This window comes from Streptomyces sp. AF1A, from assembly GCF_047340315.1.
In the GTDB taxonomy this organism is placed as follows: Bacteria; Actinomycetota; Actinomycetes; order Streptomycetales; family Streptomycetaceae; genus Streptomyces.
On the sequence record NZ_JBLEBI010000341.1, the window covers coordinates 1 to 2,595 of the forward strand.

Here is a 2,595-nt window from a genome sequence, read left to right on the forward strand (position 1 = left end):
GCCCTTGCCACCCGTGTGGTGGTCGCCGACGGGGCGATGGGCACCATGCTCCAGGCCCATGACCCGTCCTTGGAGGACTTCCAGCAGTTGGAGGGCTGCAACGAGGTCCTGAATGTCACCCGCCCGGATATCGTCCGTTCGGTCCACGAGGCGTACTTCTCGGTGGGGGTGGACTGCGTGGAGACCAACACCTTCGGGGCCAACCACGCGGCCATGGCCGAGTACGACATCGCCGATCGCGTCCATGAGCTGTCGGAGGCGGGTGCCCGTATCGCCCGTGAGGTCGCGGACGAGTTCACCACCGGGGACGGCCGCATACGTTGGGTGCTGGGTTCGATGGGCCCGGGCACGAAGCTGCCGACGCTGGGTCATGTCTCCTTCGCCACTGTTCGTGATGGTTTTCAGGCGAATGCGGAGGGGTTGCTGGCGGGTGGTGCGGATGCGTTGATCGTGGAGACGACGCAGGATCTGTTGCAGACGAAGGCGTCGGTGATCGGTGCGCGGAGGGCGATGGCGGCGGTGGGTGTCGAGGTGCCGTTGCTGGTGTCGATGGCGTTCGAGACGACCGGGACGATGCTGCTGGGTTCGGAGATCGGTGCGGCGTTGACGGCGTTGGAGCCGTTGGGCATCGACGTGATCGGCTTGAACTGTTCGACGGGGCCGGCGGAGATGAGTGAGCATCTGCGTCATCTGGCGCGGCATGCGCGGATTCCGTTGTTGTGCATGCCGAATGCGGGGCTGCCGGTGCTGACGAAGCAGGGGGCGCATTTCCCGCTGGGTCCGGAGGGGTTGGCGGATGCGCAGGAGAGTTTCGTCGCCGAGTACGGGCTGTCGCTGGTGGGTGGGTGTTGTGGTACGACGCCGGAGCATCTGCGGTTGGTGGTGGAGCGGGTTCGGGGTGTGACGCCTCCTGCGCGGGATCCGCGTCCGGAGCCGGGTGCGGCGTCGTTGTATCAGGCGGTGCCGTTTCGGCAGGAGACGGCGTATCTGGCGATCGGTGAGCGGACGAACGCGAACGGGTCGAAGAAGTTCCGTGAGGCGATGCTGGCGGGTCGCTGGGACGATTGTGTGGAGTTGGCGCGGGAGCAGATCCGTGAGGGTGCGCACATGCTGGATCTGTGTGTGGACTATGTCGGCCGGGATGGTGTGGCGGACATGGAGGAGCTGGCGGGCCGGTTCGCGACGGCGTCGACGTTGCCGGTGGTGTTGGATTCCACCGAGGTGGAGGTGATCCGGGCGGGGCTGGAGAAGCTGGGTGGCCGTGCGGTGATCAACTCGGTGAACTATGAGGACGGTGACGGGCCGGGGTCGCGGTTCGCGCGGGTTGCGCAGCTGGCGCAGGAGCATGGTGCGGCGTTGATCGCGTTGACGATCGATGAGGAGGGGCAGGCGCGCACGGCCCAGAAGAAGGTGCAGATCGCCGAGCGGCTGATCGCTGATCTGACGGGGAATTGGGGGGTGCGTGAGGAGGACATTCTCATCGACACCCTGACGTTCACCATCTGTACGGGGCAGGAGGAGTCCCGGGGGGATGGTGTGGCGACGATCGAGGCGATCCGGGAGTTGAAGCGGCGCCATCCGCGGGTGCAGACCACGTTGGGGTTGTCGAACATCTCCTTCGGGCTGAATCCGGCCGCGCGGATTTTGTTGAACTCGGTGTTCCTGGACGAGTGTGTGAAGGCGGGGCTGGACTCGGCGATCGTGCACGCGTCGAAGATTTTGCCGATCGCGCGGTTCGACGGGGAGCAGGTCGCTGTCGCCCTGGATCTGATCTATGACCGGCGTCGTGAGGGCTATGACCCGCTGCAGAGGCTGATGCAGTTGTTCGAGGGGGCGACGGCGACGTCGTTGAAGGCGGGTAGGGCGCAGGAGTTGGCCGCGTTGCCGCTGGAGGAGCGGTTGAAGCGGCGGATCATCGACGGTGAGCGCAACGGGCTGGAGGCCGATCTGGATGCGGCGCTGATCGAGCGGCCGGCGTTGGACATCGTCAATGAGACGTTGCTGGACGGGATGAAGGTCGTGGGGGACCTGTTCGGTTCGGGGCAGATGCAGTTGCCGTTCGTGTTGCAGTCCGCCGAGGTGATGAAGGCGGCGGTGGCGTATCTCGAGCCGTACATGGAGAAGTCGGATGCCGAGGGCAAGGGCACGATCGTGCTGGCGACGGTGCGCGGGGACGTGCATGACATCGGTAAGAACCTGGTCGACATCATTTTGTCGAACAATGGCTACAACGTGGTGAATCTGGGGATCAAGCAGCCGGTGTCGGCGATCCTTCAGGCGGCCGAGGAGCATCGGGCCGATGTGATCGGTATGTCGGGGCTGTTGGTGAAGTCCACGGTGATCATGAAGGAGAACCTGGAGGAGCTCAACGCGCGGGGTCTGGCGGCGCGTTTCCCGGTGATCCTGGGTGGTGCGGCGTTGACCCGGGCGTATGTCGAGCAGGATCTGCACGAGATCTACCAGGGCGAGGTCCGCTACGCGCGGGACGCCTTCGAGGGCCTGCGGCTGATGGACGCGCTGATCGGTGTCAAGCGGGGCGTGCCCGGGGCCAGGCTGCCCGAACTGAAACAACGCCGGGTGCGCACCACGGCCGCC

Annotated in this window: 1 protein-coding gene; it reads left to right on the plus strand. The window is 65.6% G+C overall.

From position 1 onward, the window contains the following. Positions 1 to 2,595 (plus strand): methionine synthase (gene metH / locus ACLU3S_RS36620; RefSeq protein ID WP_413956291.1); only part of this gene is annotated, 2,595 nt, incomplete at both ends.